The 2279-nt window shown below is 45.8% G+C and carries 3 protein-coding genes; 2 read left to right on the forward strand and 1 reads right to left on the reverse strand.

Annotated elements, in window-relative coordinates:
• Positions 1–650: hypothetical protein (locus AC4MRV_RS21925; RefSeq protein ID WP_491189387.1), on the reverse strand; the 650-nt coding region annotated here is incomplete at its 3' end.
• 222 nt (positions 651–872) lie between these two features.
• Between AC4MRV_RS21925 and AC4MRV_RS21930 the strand changes: the two genes are divergently transcribed.
• Together AC4MRV_RS21930 and AC4MRV_RS21935 are read left to right on the forward strand one after the other, a co-directional pair.
• A complete protein-coding gene (locus AC4MRV_RS21930; RefSeq protein WP_150873198.1) occupies positions 873–1331 on the forward strand; it encodes a (2Fe-2S)-binding protein in 459 nt (152 codons plus the stop codon).
• Positions 1332–1347: 16 nt separating this feature from the next.
• On the forward strand, positions 1348–2279 hold a 932-nt coding region (locus tag AC4MRV_RS21935; RefSeq protein ID WP_491189388.1), incomplete at its 3' end, for a molybdopterin cofactor-binding domain-containing protein.

Here is a 2279-nt window from a genome sequence, read left to right on the forward strand (position 1 = left end):
GGGATGATGTGATCATAGGTATCGGTGAGCTCATAACCTGCCGCGAGCAAATAATCAATTTTCTCACGCTGAACACTCACTTCTTGATTGGAGCGACTAATCATTCTAATCAGCGGACTGTAGATCTTCGCGTTGATATCTTGTGAAGCATCGACCAGTTGCGAAAATAGCTCGATGTTTGATTTTACTGCCGCAAAACGTAACGGATATTGATAGTTTTGCATTGTAACCTGCTTATCGATATCGACACCCTGCTCAATAAGATTAGTGATCAGCTCTTGGTCATTGAGAGTCATTGCAATGTAAAACACGACTTCTGGACTAAGTTGCTCTGAGAAGTAGTCAATGGCCGATAGGCTTATGAATTCTGACCACTGCTGCTCCGTAAGATTGGCCAAATCAAAACCATAGTCATCGAGGGTTTCTTTGATAAATTTTGGAAACGTTTCAGGAGGTTTGGGTAATCGTTCCCCATTAGCTGAAGCGCCGTCATTGTTTTCTATTGTCTCGACGGGTGGTGCCTGCGTCTTTGCAGTGAAAACCTCTGCAGGCTTGATGTTTGTTGACGATGTGTGATGAAGGTAGGCACCTGAGGCGTAGCCAACACCGACTGCGAATATAATAGGTAGAGCCTTTTTAACGTTTGTCATTATCCATAACTTATTAGTATTTAAAGGCTTTACTTTATCGATAATGTGAATCGTTTACAATTAGATATTAACCTGTTCCATCTTTAAGCACAGCGTCTAGTCTTGTCTATAATTTGCACTATGGCTCTTTTAGGTCAGCCACATCGAAGGGAGTATACACAGCGGTTTTCGCCTTAGGTTATGACTGTGTATACGTAAATTTCGGCGAGCAGGAGAAGCTCCATGGCATTAACTCTTAACGTAAATGGTGTCGATGTAAGTGTCGATGCAACTCCAGATACTCCAATCCTATGGGTGATTCGAGATCACCTTTCTATGACGGGCACTAAGTTTGGCTGTGGTATGTCATTGTGTGGTGCGTGTACTGTTCACCTGAATGGTCAGGCTATTCGCTCTTGCATTACACCTGTTCAAGCTGCGGTTGGACAAAAAATCACTACGATTGAGGGGGTGGAGAGCCCTGCAGCAAAAGTAGTTCAAGAAGCGTGGGACGAACTTCAGGTCCCGCAATGCGGTTATTGCCAATCAGGTCAGGTGATGTCGGCAGTTGCGCTTTTAGAGCAAAACCCAAACCCGACGGACGATGATATTGATGCTGCCATGGCGGGTAATGTGTGCCGATGCGCTACCTATGTTCGTATTCGCAATGCGATCAAACAAGCTTCAACAAAGTTGTCGTGAGATGGAGTGAACGATTATGCGCTTAATGTCTTTATCAATGGCAACGCAAGAAGTTGCCACTAGTCGCCGTGACTTTCTTAAATTGATCGGTGGTGTTGGAGCTGGGTTAACTCTGGGTGTTTCGATAACCAATCAAAAGGCGTTTGCATCCGAACAGTCGGCATCAGATGTATCGTTTGAACCAAATGCGTTCGTTCGTATTGGCAGTGACAACACCGTGACTGTGATGATCAAACACGTTGAAATGGGTCAAGGAACTTACACAGGGTTAACGACACTTGTTGCTGAAGAATTAGATGCGGCATGGGAACAAATGGTTCCTGAGGGTGCACCGGCGGATGCTTCGCGTTACAACAACACGTTATGGGGCCCTATGCAAGGAACGGGCGGTAGTACCGCAATCGCCAACTCTTACATGCAATTACGAACTGCCGGTGCTGTGGCCAAGTCTATGTTGGTGGCTGCTGCTGCGAAAAAGTGGGGCGTAAATTCCGATGAAATTGTTGTCTCTTCAGGTGTGGTGAGTCATGGGAATAAACAGGCAAGTTTTGGTGACTTGGCCGAAGAGGCTGCCAAAATGCCAGTTCCCGACCCAAGTACCGTCCCACTTAAATCGCCAGACGATTTTACTTTGATTGGTAAAACCAAGCTCAGTCGAAAAGATACTGGGAAAAATAACGGCACGGCGATATTTACTCAAGATTTCAAATTGCCTGACATGCTGACGGCTATGGTGCTTCATGCGCCTAAATTCGGCGCGACACTGAAGTCGGTCGACTCTAAAAGCGCGAAAGCTTCTCCGGGTGTTGTTGACGTCATTACCATTCCAACTGGGGTTGCCGTATTAGCCACTGATTATTGGAGCGCAAAAAAGGGACGAGACCTACTCGTTGCATCTTGGGATGAGAGTAAGGCCTTCAAAAAAAGCTCCGTTCAGATAATGGAAGA

It is taken from the genome of Vibrio sp., assembly GCF_984391705.1.

What these genes read in the sequence shown, in the direction of transcription:
- AC4MRV_RS21930 (WP_150873198.1), top strand. Translation starts at nt 873, where the DNA reads ATGGCATTAACTCTTAACGTAAATGGTGTCGATGTAAGTGTCGATGCA.